At 64.3% G+C, this 13,784-nt stretch carries 19 protein-coding genes; 13 read left to right on the top strand and 6 right to left on the bottom strand.

Annotated features, from left to right (window positions below; genetic code table 11):
* Nucleotides 1-3: 3 nt before the first annotated feature.
* The gene (locus ACNO8S_RS12945) at nucleotides 4-321 is read left to right on the top strand and encodes a 2Fe-2S iron-sulfur cluster-binding protein (protein WP_151103820.1); all 318 of its coding nucleotides are present in this window, start codon (nucleotides 4-6) and stop codon (nucleotides 319-321) included.
* A 16-nt stretch (nucleotides 322-337) separates the two neighbouring features.
* On the opposite strand, the gene ACNO8S_RS12940 is transcribed toward ACNO8S_RS12945, so the two are convergent.
* Nucleotides 338-562 carry a hypothetical protein gene (locus tag ACNO8S_RS12940; protein WP_044952285.1) on the bottom strand — a complete coding sequence of 75 codons (225 nt, stop codon included), beginning with the start codon at nucleotides 560-562 and terminating at the stop codon, nucleotides 338-340.
* A 215-nt stretch (nucleotides 563-777) separates the two neighbouring features.
* Here ACNO8S_RS12940 and ACNO8S_RS12935 point away from each other — a divergent pair, with 215 nt between their 5' ends.
* Nucleotides 778-1,110 (top strand): hypothetical protein, encoded by a 333-nt coding sequence (locus ACNO8S_RS12935; RefSeq protein ID WP_014041321.1) that lies wholly within the window; start codon nucleotides 778-780, stop codon nucleotides 1,108-1,110.
* A gap of 61 nt (nucleotides 1,111-1,171) precedes the next feature.
* Entirely contained in the window at nucleotides 1,172-2,500 is a 1,329-nt protein-coding gene (locus ACNO8S_RS12930; protein WP_420182045.1) for a M28 family peptidase, read from the top strand.
* Nucleotides 2,501-2,966: 466 nt separating this feature from the next.
* Here ACNO8S_RS12930 and ACNO8S_RS12925 read toward each other — a convergent pair whose 3' ends face one another.
* Nucleotides 2,967-3,656, bottom strand: coding sequence for a hypothetical protein (locus tag ACNO8S_RS12925; RefSeq protein WP_050038248.1), 690 nt, complete (start codon nucleotides 3,654-3,656; stop codon nucleotides 2,967-2,969).
* Nucleotides 3,657-3,790: 134 nt separating this feature from the next.
* On the opposite strand from ACNO8S_RS12925, the gene ACNO8S_RS12920 reads away from it, so the two are divergent.
* The 4 genes from ACNO8S_RS12920 (at nucleotide 3,791) to queC (ending at nucleotide 6,118) form a co-directional block, all read left to right on the top strand.
* A complete protein-coding gene (locus ACNO8S_RS12920; RefSeq protein ID WP_014041318.1) occupies nucleotides 3,791-4,069 on the top strand; it encodes a hypothetical protein in 279 nt (92 codons plus the stop codon).
* A gap of 94 nt (nucleotides 4,070-4,163) precedes the next feature.
* Nucleotides 4,164-4,613 (top strand): 6-pyruvoyl trahydropterin synthase family protein, encoded by a 450-nt coding sequence (locus ACNO8S_RS12915; protein ID WP_420182044.1) that lies wholly within the window; start codon nucleotides 4,164-4,166, stop codon nucleotides 4,611-4,613.
* Nucleotides 4,613-5,395 (top strand): 7-carboxy-7-deazaguanine synthase QueE, encoded by a 783-nt coding sequence (locus ACNO8S_RS12910; protein WP_420182043.1) that lies wholly within the window; start codon nucleotides 4,613-4,615, stop codon nucleotides 5,393-5,395. The genes ACNO8S_RS12915 and ACNO8S_RS12910 overlap by 1 nt, the downstream gene beginning before the upstream one ends.
* Nucleotides 5,396-5,419: 24 nt before the next feature.
* Entirely contained in the window at nucleotides 5,420-6,118 is a 699-nt protein-coding gene (gene queC / locus ACNO8S_RS12905) for a 7-cyano-7-deazaguanine synthase QueC (protein WP_336329302.1), read from the top strand.
* Between the two features lie 115 nt (nucleotides 6,119-6,233).
* On the opposite strand, the gene ACNO8S_RS12900 is transcribed toward queC, so the two are convergent.
* From ACNO8S_RS12900 to ACNO8S_RS12885, 4 genes are all read right to left on the bottom strand, one after another.
* A complete protein-coding gene (locus tag ACNO8S_RS12900) occupies nucleotides 6,234-6,617 on the bottom strand; it encodes a methylglyoxal synthase (protein WP_008307882.1) in 384 nt (127 codons plus the stop codon).
* Nucleotides 6,618-6,667: 50 nt separating this feature from the next.
* Nucleotides 6,668-6,946 (bottom strand): HalOD1 output domain-containing protein, encoded by a 279-nt coding sequence (locus tag ACNO8S_RS12895; protein ID WP_420182042.1) that lies wholly within the window; start codon nucleotides 6,944-6,946, stop codon nucleotides 6,668-6,670.
* Nucleotides 6,947-7,168: 222 nt separating this feature from the next.
* Nucleotides 7,169-7,828: a helix-turn-helix domain-containing protein gene (locus tag ACNO8S_RS12890; RefSeq protein ID WP_005537411.1), complete on the bottom strand. Its 660-nt coding sequence runs from the start codon at nucleotides 7,826-7,828 to the stop codon at nucleotides 7,169-7,171.
* Between the two features lie 222 nt (nucleotides 7,829-8,050).
* Nucleotides 8,051-8,512: a deoxyuridine 5'-triphosphate nucleotidohydrolase gene (locus ACNO8S_RS12885; protein ID WP_014041312.1), complete on the bottom strand. Its 462-nt coding sequence runs from the start codon at nucleotides 8,510-8,512 to the stop codon at nucleotides 8,051-8,053.
* A 162-nt stretch (nucleotides 8,513-8,674) separates the two neighbouring features.
* Between ACNO8S_RS12885 and ACNO8S_RS12880 the strand changes: the two genes are divergently transcribed.
* The 6 genes from ACNO8S_RS12880 to ACNO8S_RS12855 all read left to right on the top strand — a co-directional run bounded on the left by ACNO8S_RS12880 (nucleotide 8,675) and on the right by ACNO8S_RS12855 (nucleotide 13,767).
* A complete protein-coding gene (locus tag ACNO8S_RS12880; RefSeq protein WP_014041311.1) occupies nucleotides 8,675-10,648 on the top strand; it encodes an aconitate hydratase in 1,974 nt (657 codons plus the stop codon).
* Nucleotides 10,649-11,292: 644 nt separating this feature from the next.
* Complete coding sequence (rimI, locus tag ACNO8S_RS12875; RefSeq protein ID WP_420182041.1) at nucleotides 11,293-11,790, top strand: ribosomal protein S18-alanine N-acetyltransferase; 498 nt, start codon at nucleotides 11,293-11,295, stop codon at nucleotides 11,788-11,790.
* A gap of 132 nt (nucleotides 11,791-11,922) precedes the next feature.
* Nucleotides 11,923-12,378 (top strand): DUF5810 domain-containing protein, encoded by a 456-nt coding sequence (locus ACNO8S_RS12870; RefSeq protein WP_420182040.1) that lies wholly within the window; start codon nucleotides 11,923-11,925, stop codon nucleotides 12,376-12,378.
* A 23-nt stretch (nucleotides 12,379-12,401) separates the two neighbouring features.
* Nucleotides 12,402-12,815, top strand: coding sequence for a DUF5809 family protein (locus tag ACNO8S_RS12865; protein WP_014041308.1), 414 nt, complete (start codon nucleotides 12,402-12,404; stop codon nucleotides 12,813-12,815).
* Nucleotides 12,815-13,228: a hypothetical protein gene (locus ACNO8S_RS12860; RefSeq protein WP_050007258.1), complete on the top strand. Its 414-nt coding sequence runs from the start codon at nucleotides 12,815-12,817 to the stop codon at nucleotides 13,226-13,228. Before ACNO8S_RS12865 ends, ACNO8S_RS12860 begins: the two co-directional genes overlap by 1 nt.
* The gene (locus ACNO8S_RS12855; protein ID WP_064288711.1) at nucleotides 13,225-13,767 is read left to right on the top strand and encodes an NUDIX hydrolase; all 543 of its coding nucleotides are present in this window, start codon (nucleotides 13,225-13,227) and stop codon (nucleotides 13,765-13,767) included. The genes ACNO8S_RS12860 and ACNO8S_RS12855 overlap by 4 nt, the downstream gene beginning before the upstream one ends.
* Nucleotides 13,768-13,784: the final 17 nt, after the last annotated feature.

Below are 13,784 nucleotides of genomic sequence, written 5' to 3'. Positions count from 1 at the left end.
CCGATGACCGAGGTCCTGCTGGACTGGCGGGACAGCGACCGGACGGAGACGGTTTCGGTGCCAGACGGCGAAACGATACTCGACGCCGCGGAGGCCGCGGATATCGGGCTGCCGTTCGGCTGTCGAACCGGAGCGTGCGGGACCTGTACCGCTCGCCTGCTGTCCGGCGACGTGGTCCATCACCGCCCGCCGCGGGCGCTCAAAGAGCAGCATCTGGCGGACGGCTACGTCCTGCTCTGTGTCGCCGAGCCGACGACTGGCACGCACCTCGCCGTCGGCGCGACGGTACAGGCCGAACTGGTGCCGAACCCCTGGAAGTGACCGGCACCGATTCCGCTCAGCCCGACAGCGCTTGCTGGAGGGTTTGTCCCAGAAACCCGATAGCTGGAATGACGAACACTGTCGCGTGGACCCAGGCGTCGTAGGTGATGTCGCCAGGCTTGGTCAGGAGAAACAGGCCATAGAGGACGATCATCACGACGACCCACAGGACGGTGATGACCAGGAACGGCACGGCGTCCCGGACCGGCTCGGCGACCGCTTCGCGCAGTGTGGCGGACATACCCGGGTAGTCGGACGGAATCGGCAAAAGCGTACCCCGCGACGGTCCGAACCCTGCCTCCGGTTCGGTGCAGCCGGTTTCGGCTTCCATGGCCGCCGGCACGTCCGCGACGGCGCTGTCATCGATGCCGTGCCCCGGACAACGGCGCACCGGACCGCTGACCGGCCAGCTATCGGGAGCCGATTTTATGTATCCTCTCCAGCCATCTCCCAGATATGACCTTCCTCCCGGTTGTTGTCGCCCTGTTCGTGTCGCCGTCCGTCACCGCGCTGGTGTACGCCGACGCCAGGCGGCGCGACCTGTCCCAGCGGTACTGCACCGCCGCCGCCTCCGCCGTCGGTCTCGCCAGTTTCGGCGGGTTTCTCGCCGCGAGTGTCCTCGGTAGCGGGCTCCTTTCGGCGTTCTACCGCCTGTTGGACCGGCCGGTCATAGCCGTCACGCCGCTCGACCTCCTTTTCTCGCTGCTCTTCTTCGGACTCGCAATCACTGCAGTCGCAGTTCTGGGATACGGGTTCGCCAGCCGGTACGGCCCGCTCGCCCCTTCGTAATTGCTTCGTCGGCCGCCCGACGACCCCTAATTTCAAACCCGGCACGGCCCCACCGGGACGTATGGACGACACTGACTGGATCGGCGAGACGTTCACCAGCACGGCCGGCTGGGATCACTTGGAGACGCTGGTCGACATCGGGAACCGGATGGCAGGCAGCGACGGCGAACGGGCGGCCGCAGAAGCGACTCGGGACGCGCTGGCGGCGTACGCCCGCGACGCTCGGCTCTCGGAGTTCGCAATCCAGGGCTGGGAACGGGGCGACAGCGCCGTCCACGTTGACGGGTCACCGGTCGCAACACAGGCCCACGAGTGTATCGCCCTGCCGCGGTCGCCGGCCGGCGAGGTGACCGGCGAACTGGTCGACGTTGGGCACGGCCTCCCGGAGGAGTTCGAAGACGCCGACTGCGAGGGCAAAGTAGTGCTGGCCCGCTCCGACGTGCCCGACTGGTACGACCGGTACATCCACCGACGGGAGAAGTACTATCACGCCGTCGAGGCCGGCGCAGTCGGATTCGTTTACCGCAACCACGTCGAGGGCGTCCTGCCGCCGACCGGAAGCGTCGGGACAGCAGACGCACCTATCGGCGAGATTCCGGCTATCGGCGTCGCCAGCGAGACGGGCGCGCGACTGTCGCGTCGCTACGCGGGCGACGATATCACTGTCAGCGTCGACTGCGGGACGCCCGACGCGACGAGCCAGAACGTCCACGCCGAACTGGGACCGGACACCGACGAACGACTGTTGGTGACCAGCCACGTCGACGCTCACGACATCGCGGAGGGGGCGATGGACAACGGGGCCGGAACGGCGATGGTCGTCGAGGCCGCCCGCGCGCTGGCCGGCCGCGAAGACGAACTGGAGACACGCGTGGAGTTCGTCGCCTTCGGTGCCGAGGAGGTCGGCCTCGTGGGGTCGAACCGCCTCGCCGACGAAACTGCTCCCGACGACGTGACGGCCGTGCTCAACTTCGACGGCGTCGTCCAGGGCCGCACGCTGAAGTGTTACACCCACGGCTTCGACGCACTCGCGGCCGCCGCCGAGGACGTGGCCGACCGCTTCGATCACCCAATCTCGCTCACGCCGGAGCAAGGCCCCCACAGCGACCACTGGCCGTTCGTACGCCGGGGCGTCCCCGGCTATCATGTGACCAGCGAAACCGGCGGTGAGGGGCGTGGCTGGGGCCACACCCACGCCGATACGCTGGACAAACTGGAGCCCCGGACGTTCCGCGAGCAGGCCGTCCTCCTGACCGAACTCGCCGTGACACTTGCAGACGACTCAGTGCGATCTGCTCACAAAGACCCCGCAGAGATAGCCGATGCGCTCGAAGCCCAGAACCTCGCCGAAGGGATGCGGATTACAGGTGACTGGCCCTTCGACGACTGACGCGACGCCAGTCACTTCACTGCCGCGTTCGACTCCCGCCACCTGTGCGAAAGAACTACCAGATTTCTAGCATTTTCGCCTCCTCCAGTGTTCCGGTTCTCTGGTCGCTGACGATTGGATATAATGATTTACTCAGTATAGAAGTAACATATTTCGTAGGTTATTTACCATATGGGTACCTGGAAATCGATGGCAGGTTGATTGGTCTACGTACTGTAGCCGTATGTGAACGCCGTCACCGGCGTTCGCTGCCAAGCTCCCATGCTTATCGGTCTCGCGGAGTCCGAGGCCGAGTCGACGTGAGTAAACCATCCCTGCCGTCGTCAGTCAACACCAACACCAATACCTGACACAACGGCCGTCCATGTGCCAAGACGGCCGTCGTGTCCACTTTCGGACTATTCCTCTGAGGAACACCAGTCAGTAGCGAGCGCGATGCAAGGCGACACCCAGCGGCGGAGCCGGTCTATGACTCGTAGGCCTGTTCTACGTCAGCCTTCGCCGACGGAATGACCTGCTGTTCAGCCCGTCGCATCGACCGCAACGCCTCGTCGGTGAACTCGACGTCGAGCGTAGGGAGGGCTCGTGCCAGACCGCCCAGCACCTCACCGGGGTCGATGGTGAGTTCGAAGGCGAAGGCGTTCTGATTCTCCCGCAGTGGGACGGAGAACTCGAAATGGGTCTGGACGATGTCCGTCGCCCTGTCCTGATCATATGCGTCGGTGACAGCCGTCCAGAAGTCGTCGCTGTCGGCGGCGACAAGCGGTGCGAGGTCGTCCCCGAACGACTGCTGGCGGGCCAGCAGGCTCTCTCGAATCCGGTCCCGGCGGTCGCCATGGACGGTGTCTCGAAGTGCGTTCCAGTAGATATCACGGGCCAGCACTTCGTCAGCATAGGTATCGAACGCCGCGTCAGTGGCGGCGTAATCCAGTACGGGCTCCAGTTGGGCGAGTATCTGTTGCTGGTAGGACTGGAGTTTCGGCCGGACGACGTGGCGCTCCAGCGGGCGGCTGTTGTTCAGCAGTTTGCCCGCAACGCGGCTTCCGCTCCCGTTTGACCCGCGTAGCACGGCTGCCACGTCGAAGGCCGCGTACGTCTCGTCGACGAACTGCGAGAGGTAACGTTCGAACTCCCGTTCGACGGCACGTCGTGTCACACCCGACTCTGTGGGCTGCAGCGACCTATCCCTTACGCCGATGTCCGCTGCCGATAGTCGTTCGCGATACGGGCCGCCGCCCATCGCTGTACAACTAACACGAGCGTTATGACTGTGCATAACTAACCGCGGATGTGCCCAGAGACCTGCCCAGCGACGTCCATGCGGTGCTGACACAACTCGCTGAAGAGGGTGAAACAGCGATTATCGCGGCGGAGTTCGATACGGCCCGACAGACAGTTGCGACGGCTGAGACGGTCAGCCGGAACAAACTGCCGGAGTGTGATCTGCGGTCGCGGTTGTTGCACGGCTGCGAGCAAGTGAACACCGCGCTAGATAACGACCATCCCGATGCTGCCGCCGAGTATCTACGAGCGATGAACCGACGACTTGCGGCCGTCGACGACTGCTGATACCGGTCATCAAACTACTGTTGGCTCCGTAGTATCGAGACATTGGTGGGCCAGCTCCCGTGAGAGTTAAGACACCGAATGATAATACCGTGGTATGTCTCAGCGACTATCGAAGGCCGAGGACACGCTCGCCGACGCGGGCGAACGCGAACTCGTCGTCGGCGGTGACCGGCCGATCCGGATCTCTGCGGGCCATCGACTGCGACACCACGACGGGAAATGTTCGCGCCCACACGGACACAACTACGAGATAACTGTCCGCGTCACCGGCGAACTCACCGACGAGGGGTGGGTCGTCGACAAGGGCGAGGTCACGGACGTGGTCGACGAGTGGGACCACCGCTTCCTATTGGAGGCCGGCGACCCACTGGTTGAGGCCTTCGACGCCAGCGGCGACGGCGACGCCGTGGTCGTGCTTGACCACCCGCCGACAGCCGAAGTCATGGCCGCGATACTGGAACAGCGCCTCGCCGACCGCCTCCCGGAGACGGTGTCGGACGTGGCCGTCTCCGTCCGGGAGACCAGCGAACTCTGTACCCGCTGATGCCGGTCGCAAACGACGCGCCCGGGGCCGATATCGAGGGGACCGACGCCGACGCGGAGACGGGCGACCTCCCCATCAACGAACTGTTCCAGTCGCTTCAGGGCGAGGGCCGACTGGCGGGCGTCCCGAGCGTGTTCGTCCGGACCAGCGGCTGTAATCTGCGCTGTTGGTTCTGTGACTCCTATCACACCTCCTGGGAGCCGACCCACGACTGGTTCACCGTCGACGACGTGCTCGCCGCTATCGAGGAGTACGACGCCGACCACGTCGTCCTCACCGGTGGCGAACCGCTCATCCACGATTCGAGTGCGGACTTGCTAGAGCGGCTGGCCGACCGGGGCTACCACACGACGGTCGAGACCAACGGGACCGTCGTCCCCGACGCCCCTATCGACCTCGCCAGCATCAGCCCGAAACTGGCCTCCAGTACGCCGACGGCCGACCGCGACCCCGACGGCGACGGCGAGTGGGCGGACCGCCACGAGGAGCGCCGGCTCGACGTGCCGACGCTGGCCGAACTCGTCGAAACCTACGACACGCAACTCAAGTTCGTCGTCACGGGCCGCGAGGACATGGCCGAAATCGAGTGCCTCGTCGAGCGACTCCGAGACGCTACGTCTGCCCGCGTGTGTGACGACGACGTGTTACTGATGCCGGAGGGCCAGACGCGTGACCAACTCGAAGCGACACGGGAGACCGTTGCGGACCTCGCGCTGGAGTACGGCTACCGGTACACACCGCGACTCCACGTCGACCTCTGGAACGACGAACCGGGAACGTAACTGCTTGCGACACCACGTACAACGATGACCGACGACACCCGCGCTGTCGTGCTCGCCTCCGGCGGCATGGACAGCGCCACGGCGGCCTACGAAGCACAGACCCGCGGCTACGACCACCTGTACCTGCTGCACACCAGCTACGGGCAGAACACCGAGGACCGGGAGTACGACTGCGCCAGCGCGCTGGCCGACCACGTCGACGCGGCGGACTTCCTCCACGTCGAGACCGGCCACCTCACGCAAATCGGCGCGTCGTCGCTGACCGACGACTCGATGGACGTGGCGGACGCTGACACCGACAGCGACGAGATTCCGACCTCGTACGTTCCGTTCCGGAACGCCAACCTGCTATCGATGGCGGTCTCCTACGCCGAGGCCAACGACTGCGGGGCCGTCTTCATCGGCGCACACAGCGAGGATTTCTCGGGGTATCCGGACTGCCGGCCCGCCTTCTTCGACGCCTTTCAGGGCGTCATCGACGCCGGCACGAAACCCGACACCGACATCGACCTCGTCGCGCCCTTCGTCGAGTGGTCCAAGACCGACATCGCCGAGCGCGGCGTCGAACTCGGCGTTCCCTACGAGGACACCTGGAGTTGCTACCGGGACGACGAACCGGCCTGCGGGACGTGCGACGCCTGCGCCTTCCGGCTGGAAGCCTTCCAGCGTATCGGCGAACGGGACCCCATCGAGTACGCCGAACGACCGACGCACGCGGAGTGAGGCTACAGGCGAAGCTGCCGGGTTGTCGGCTTCATCCACACCCCTGAAGGGGTGGGCTTTCGCCTTGCTCCCGCTGTAAACGGACCGCAGACGGTCGTCTCCCGTTCCCGGCGGGCTAGTCGTCGGCTTCGTCCCGAACCAGCCCTTCGAGGATGTACTCCGCTGAGGCTCGCGTCGTCGCCAGCGGTACGTCGTGGACGTCACAGATACGCAGGAGCGCCGAGATGTCCGGCTCGTGGGGCTGTGCCGTCAGCGGGTCCCGGAGGAAGACGATGCCGTCCATCCGGCCCTCGGCGACCTCAGCGCCGATCTGCGTGTCGCCCCCCATCGGTCCGCTCTCCTTTCGCTCGACTGTGAGGTCGGTCTCGGCCATGATGCGCTTGCTCGTCGTGCCGGTCCCGACGAGGTCGAACTCCGCGAGTGTCGATTCATAGCTCTGAGCCAGGTCGATCATCTCGGGCTTCTCGTCGTCGTGTGCGATGAGTGCCACGCGGGTCATATCTGGGGCTCTCGGGCCATCGTCTTATGTCATTTGGACATAGCACCGACTCAACTGTCGACGGAAATCTCTCCGTCAGCGGTAATCGTCACGTCGTGTCCTTCGACGGCGAACGTCAGCGACTCCGTCGTCCTCTCTGTGACGACCGCACGGAGTGACCCGATGTCGACGTACGTATCCAGCCCGTCAATATCGTCCGCATCTAGATCTGTCGCTTCGATCACCGCATCGGCAATAACATCACCTGCGGGTTCGGGGCTGACCCAGTCGTCGGACCCCTCCGTGGCCCGGTTCCGCAGCATATACACGGTCCCCTCGTTCGAGCTCATACTCCAGTGTACGCTCCCTTCTCTTATAACAGCGGACGAGCTATTTCACTGTCTGAAATAACCGGTGGGCCGATGACGCATCAGACGGCCCGTATCCGCACACTGTCAGCCCAGACAACACAGAACGCGGCTATTCGGCAATATGTCGCCCCCAGACCGGCTGCTCACAGAGGGCCGGCGTCCACCATCTTCGCTTTCCACCAACCGGAAGCCGTCCGTGGGTTACTCGGGCGGTGAGCCGACAAGCGGCCGTTCAGGGGCCGCCAACGTGTTCTGCACCAGCGTTCGCGTCCCGCGACGGAGCCGCTCCGAGGCGGCCTGACTGGAGATCCCGAGCTCCGCGGCGAGGTCCGAGAGGGACGATTCTCGCGGGACGGTGAAGTAGCCACGATTGAGCGCGAGCAACAGCACTTCTTGCTGTGGATCCGTCACGCCGAACTGGGGAGAGGCTTCCGTGTCGTCGGTGATGGTCTGAATGTCGATGTTGATATCACTGGACACGAGCACGTCACGGAACGACAGCACCGAACTCTTCTCGGGGAACCGGGCTCGAAACACCCAGTCGTCGCCGGTCTGTGCGGCACCGAGCAGGAACCCGTCCGCGTTCAACAACGCTTCTCCGATCGTATCGATTATCGTGTCAGTTGTATGCAGGGTGTACCAGTGACCATCTCCTTCTGCCGCTACGTGGGCATAGTCGGTGATACTCTCGTCCTGGGCCAGATTCGCTTCGATGGCGGGCCGCTCGACGGGGCCAATCCAGGCGACGGCACGGCAGTCGCCACTCTCGCAGTGAAGTCGCTGTATCCGTATCGCTGCTTTACTCAGCGTTTCAGCTGTTCGCTGCAAGAGGGGGGCATCGATGTGAAATTCTACTATCATGTCTCACTGTCACGCAGCAACGGTGATAAACCCCGGTCAGACAGTTGTCGTACCTGAAAACGGTGCTTGTGTAATTTCCGGGTACTGAAGGCTGACGGCAGTATGGACCGAGGTATAGTTGCTTCAAGCACCAATCGATAGCACTCAGGAAATCCACTTAAATTCACAGCATGGCCTACCATGTCTCAGGCTATGAGACGTGTTTCGGACCGCGATCACGCATCAGAGATTCTCACCCTGATACGACCCCTCGTACGTCCCCTCGTGAGCGGCGTCGGCGAGAACGAGCTGTGCGATCCGCGCGCCCTGTTCGAGTTCTATGGGATGGTGGACCTCCAGTAACCCCTCACCTCGCCCCTCGTAGCCGGCGTCCCAGACGGCCGTATCGAGCATACACGAATTACGGAGCAACGACGACCGCGGGAGGAGAAAGCCGATGTGTCCATCCGGAATGACGACCCGGTCGGCGTACTCGACGATGTAGCCGCCGCGGTCGAGCTGATAGATCCCGTCGCTGGGTTCGAGTTCCCGACGGTCGCCGACGGTCTTGCCGCCGCGTTCGATGCGTCCCGGCTCGCTCTGCTCGTAGATCGCACCGAGCGTGAGGTCGACGCCGTTCGGTTGTACCTGTGATTCTCTCAGGTCGCCGAGGGAATCGGCGACGAACCGCCCGCTTTTGAACATACGCGATTCTGTGCGAGTGTCGTGGAAAGACCTGCCGATCTGGCCGACCGCCGTTCCGGTCGGTTGACTCGCTTCTGAGCGACGGACGGAGCGGGTTTTTATATGAAAAATACGACGGAATACGCGGGATTTATACCGCCGCGCCATCCATTGACGCACGTTATGGGACAGACGCTTACGGAAAAAATTCTCGACGACCATCTCGTCGAAGGGGAGCTAACACCCGGAGAAGAGATCGGTATCGAGATCGATCAGGTGCTGACACAGGACACGACCGGGACGCTCGTCTGGCTGCAGTTCGAAGCGCTGGGCCTCGAAGAGGTCCAGACGGAACTGGCCGCCCAGTACTGTGACCACCAGACCTACCAGTTCGACTTCAAGAACACCGACGACCACCGCTTCCTCCGCTCTGCGGCAGGCACGTTCGGGGCCCACTTCTCGCGCCCCGGCAACGGTATCTGCCACAACGTCCACAAGGAGAACTTCGCCGCACCCGGCAAGACGATGCTCGGGTCCGACTCCCACACGCCGACCCCCGGCGGTCTCGGCGAACTCGCCATCGGATCCGGTGGGCTCGACGTCGCCGTCGCGATGGGTGGCGGCGCGTACTACATCGAGATGCCGGAAGTCGTCAACGTCCGCCTCGAAGGCGAGCTGCCCGAATGGGCCACCGCCAAGGACGTCATCTTGGAGCTGCTCCGCCGACTGTCGGTCAAGGGCGGCGTCGGCAAGGTGCTCGAATACACCGGCCCCGGCGTCGAGACGCTGACCGTCCCCGAGCGGACCACCATCACCAACATGGGGACCGAACTCGGTGCGACGTCCTCGATCTTCCCGACGGACGACCAGACCAAGGACTACCTCGAACGCCTCGGCCGTGAGGACGTCTTCGAGGACATCGGCCCCGACGAGGACGCCGAGTACGCCGACGAGATCGTCGTCGACCTCTCGGACCTCGAACCGCTCATCGCCGAGCCGTCCATGCCCGACAACGTCGTGCCCGTCTCCGAGGTCGAGGGCGTCGACGTCGAGCAGGTCATGATCGGCTCCTGTACGAACGGCGCTTACGAGGACATCCTCCCGGCCGCGAAGATGCTGGAAGGGCGCAACATCGACAAGAAGACCGAGATGATCGTCGCCCCCGGCTCCAAGCAGGCCTCCGAGATGCTGGCCCGCGAGGGCTGGACCGCGGAGATGATGGCCGCTGGCGTCAACTTCTCCGAGGCGACGTGTGGTGCCTGTATCGGCATCGGTCACGTCCCGGCCTCCGACTCCGTCTCCCTGCGGACCTTCAACCGCAACTTCGAGGGTCGCTCCGGTATCGAGGACGACAACGTCTACCTCTGCTCGCCGGAAGTCGCCACCGCGGCGGCCATCAAGGGCGAAATCGTCGACCCGCGGGACCTCGCCGACGAACTCGGCGACCTCGAGGCCCCCGGTCTGGAGATGCCCGACCAGTACATCGGCAACTCCGAATCGGATCTCATCGCGCCCGACCAAGCCGTCGACGACGAACTCATCAAGGGCCCGAACATCGGCGACGTGCCGCTGAAGGACCCGCTGGAGACCGAAGTCGGCGGTGAAGCCCTCCTCAAGATGGAGGACAACATCACGACGGATCACATCATCCCGGCCACGCAGGACATCCTGATGTACCGGTCGAACGTCCCGAAGCTCTCCGAGTTCACGCTCTCGCGCGTCGACGACACGTTCGCGGAGCGCGCACTCGAAGCCGACGGCGGCGTGCTCGTCGCCGGCGAGAACTACGGCCAGGGCTCCTCGCGCGAACACGCGGCCCTGTGCCCGATGTACCTGGGTATCGAGACCGTCCTCGCACAGAGCTTCGCCCGCATCCACAAGGCGAACCTGTTCAACTTCGGTATCGTCCCGCTCACCATCGACGAGGAGACCTACGAGAAGATCGAGGAAGGCGACGACATCGAGGTCGTCGACGACGCTGCCGAAGCCGTCCGCTCCGGTCAGGAGGAGTTCACCATCCGCGTGAACGACGACTGGGAAGCGACCGGCCAGCTCGATGCCTCCGAGCGCGAACGCGAGATCCTCGCCGCCGGTGGCAAGCTCTCGCACACGAAACAGCAGCACGACGAAGGCGGCGCTGCACCTGCAGACGACTAGAGAGACTCCGAACATAGTGAGGAGTCTCTTACGGGTCGAACGGCGCGTCGCGCCGTGAGACACGCGAGGTTTCGCAGAAACCTCGTATTGGGAGCGGGACCGCAGGTCCCGCGAGCAGAGCGATTCCGAGCGTAGCGCGGTCGCCTTGCGACCGCGGTTTTTTGTGAGCGGTGAAGCCGGAACAGCGAAGACGCTCGGTTTGTGCGAACGGCGCGAAGCGCCGTGAGACAGTGCGTTGCTCCCCGACCGCGGCTTTTCCGGCAGTGAAATCGGGCCTAGTGCCACGTCTGTCCTAGGTCAACGGCGATATACGAAGTCTGCCTCGCGACAGTGCCAGACCCATCGTGCCCTTCTGTGACTGCTGTCGCTTCCCCGGCGTGTGCAGTCGACTCTGACAGAACCTACATCTAGTACAACTCGGCAGCGATGGAAAAGTTCGGAAAGAGGGGTGGGGGTGGGGGTGGTGGCACCCAAAACGGGTGCAACTACACGTAGACTCGTCAGATTAAAGAACCTTCCGGCGTTCTAACTCTGTCTCGGCCCTATCGATGCATGAACTATCAGCACCTATCGACAAGCAGTCAGATACCAGGGTATCTTCGGTCGGCGGTAACACATATGTAGGGCCACACCGAAGTACACATGTGACAACGGTCGCTCCTGACGGGCCGGAGACGCCGGATACGCCAGCGGTTCGGCGCGCCGTCCGCGCGGATCTCATCGAGATCCACCGTATCGAGCAGGCGTCATTTCCACAGCCATGGCCGTTTTCTGCACTGGAGAGCTATCTCGGCGAAGCGGGGTTTCTCGTCGCCGAAACCGGCAACGACGACGGCGACCCGCCCGCTGTCGCAGGCTATGTCATCGCGGATACGGTGCCGAACCACGGTACCCCGCTTGGTCATGTCAAAGACATCGCGGTTCGGCCGGCGTACCGGCGACAGGGCGTTGCGAGCGCACTGTTGCGGCATGCGATGGAGGTCATCGGCGAGACGGGTGCCGGGTCGATAAAACTGGAAGTCCGAGCCGACAACGAGGGAGCGCGACGGCTCTACCGGCGCTTCGGGTTCGAACACCGGAAGACTATCCCGAACTACTACAGCAACGGCGAGGACGCGCTCGTGATGGTCCGTCTGCTGTAGGCGTTCTGTCTTACTCCGCTGTTGTGTCTCCTCAGTGCAGTCCCGGCGAAGAGCGGGAACGCCGGTCTGAAACGACGACCGCTCCGAGACCCCGACTACATATACGGCTCCGAATCCACGGTTCGGACACCGATGGGATACGCCTGTCCAGTGTGTGACGACCCGCAAGCCGACGACGTGCATCTGGCGAACCACCTCGCGTTCACGGCGATGACCGGCGGCGACGACCACGAGGCGTGGCTCGACGAGCGCGTCCCTGACTGGGGCCAACTCGGCGAAGACGAACTGTCCACCGAGGTCGTCGAGTACGCCGAGGAGACCGAGTTCCCGCAGGTATTCGAGGACACCGTCGACCGCAGCGGCGACGGGCACAGCCACGAGCACGGGCACGGACACGGTGACCTCCCCCAGGGCGCGGACCGCCACCGGGGGTCGAACGCGCTGAGCGACCACGACAGCGAAGTGCTGGCCGAGGCGCGGGATCTGACGCGGGAGATGTTGCGCGACAGCGACGACGGCGGTACGGCGGACGACGGTTCGGACGCCGATGCTGCGGATGCGACCGAGTCCGGAGACGAAACCGAATAGTCCCGCCGGCGGCAAGGGGACGTATGGAAACTGCAGGGCAGTTCGCGCCGGCATCGGCAGCCGAGGCCCGCGAGCGCTACGAAGCGTTCGGGCCGACGGCGCAGGTCGTCGTCAAGGAAGTCGCGAAGGCGATGGGCCTCGACGCGGAGGCCTACGAAGAACGTGTCACCAGCGAGGTCGTCGAGACCGCCCGCGACGTGCTGTTCGCGGAATCGCTCGCTGTCCAGGTCGGTTCGATGACGGAGTTCGAGGAGTGGCGCGCGGACACCGATTGCGAGGTGACGCTGGTCGGCGCGGAGAACGTCGACAACGTCGTCTGGCACGCCGCACCGTTCACAGAGCAGGCCGTCGCGGCGACGTTTCAGGACGAACGCCGGGCCGCCGTCGGGACGCTCCGTCGCCAGGCTTTCGGCCGCATCTACCGCGAGGTCGTCTGATGCGCCCGGTCACGCGGAACACCCTACTCGGCATCATCGCCGTCGTCATCCTGCTACTGGCGCTGGGTGCGCTGCCGGGCCTCCTCAAGAGCGGGGATCCCTACTACACTGTCGCCACGCCGACCGACGGTGAGTACAGCGTCGACAACGGCACGGCGATCAACTGGAGTACCCAATCCGAGCGGCGCTTCCCGTACACGAGCGCGGCGCTTTCCGACGCCTCCCCGTCGGCCGCCGGGCAGTCCGAACCGTACTGGCGCGGGCCGCTCGGATTCAAGGGCGCGTTCACTCACTCGCCCTTTGACGAACGCGACGCACTCAGCCAGCAGTACGACGGGGCCGTGACCGACGACGGCGTCGTCGTCAGGCACAACGGCACGTTTTACCACATCGCGGTCCGACAAGACGTATGACCCGCGAACCGGCCCACGAGTGGCCAATCGTTGAGAGCGAACGCGAGTACGAGACCGGCTGGTACACCGGCGGTTACGACCGGGTTCGCCAGCCCGACGGCTCCGAGAAGGACTACTACTGGGCCGAACTGCCGGATGCGGCCGTCGTGGTTGCCACGACTGGTGACGAACTCGTCATGGTCGACCAGTACCGCCCGACCATCCGCGAGCAGTGCCTCGAACTCCCGGCTGGCATCGTCGAGGACGACGAGTCCTACACGGCCGCCGGTGCGCGCGAACTCCGCGAGGAGACCGGCTTCGAGGCCGCCGGCGTTTCACTTATCGAAGAGTTCTCGTGTTCGACCGGCGTGCTCCGCCATCGCCGTGGCATCGTCTTCGCCGAGGGGCTCGAACCCGTCGACCGGAACCTCGACGACAACGAGTTCCTCTCGGTGACGACTGTGCCCATCGACGAAGCGTTGCAGGTCGCCCGGCGCGAACCGGCTAACGACGCGACCATCGAAGGTATCCTGCTGGCACAGGCCGATGGCTTGCTGTAGCCGGTGAAGGTTTAGGT

Origin of the sequence: Haloarcula sp. KBTZ06 (assembly GCF_048595605.1) — an archaeon.
In the GTDB taxonomy this organism is placed as follows: domain Archaea; phylum Halobacteriota; class Halobacteria; order Halobacteriales; family Haloarculaceae; genus Haloarcula; species Haloarcula hispanica.
This window is presented reverse-complemented; position numbering and strand designations above follow the sequence as displayed.